The following is a 300-nucleotide window of genomic DNA, read 5'->3' as shown; positions in this document are numbered from 1 at the left end:
GTCATATCCGGTATTAGACCCAGTTTCCCGGGCTTATCCCGAAGTCGGGGGCAGGTTACTCACGTGTTACTCACCCGTTCGCCACTCATCCACCCGGTGCAAGCACCAGGCTTCAGCGTTCGACTTGCATGTGTTAAGCACGCAGCCAGCGTTCGTCCTGAGCCAGGATCAAACTCTCCATAAAAAAATTATGTTACGAATGAATCCCGGCAAGACAGCCAACCAAGAATCACGGGGTGACCTCAGTTGACCAAAAAATCATGTCCACACACGCTGGCGTCACCACCCCGGCGAGGGGGT

General features: G+C 54.3%; 1 rRNA gene. It reads right to left on the bottom strand.

The window, feature by feature from the left end:
- Window positions 1-184: ribosomal RNA gene (locus tag FO013_RS22255) — 16S ribosomal RNA — on the bottom strand; the annotation flags it as partial.
- Between the last annotated feature and the right edge of the window lie 116 nt (window positions 185-300).

Origin of the sequence: Brevibacterium aurantiacum, assembly GCF_007558825.1 — a bacterium.
Classification (GTDB): Bacteria; Actinomycetota; Actinomycetes; order Actinomycetales; family Brevibacteriaceae; genus Brevibacterium; species Brevibacterium aurantiacum_A.
Note: the sequence above shows the minus strand (reverse complement) of the source record. Positions and strands in the feature narration are given on the sequence as shown.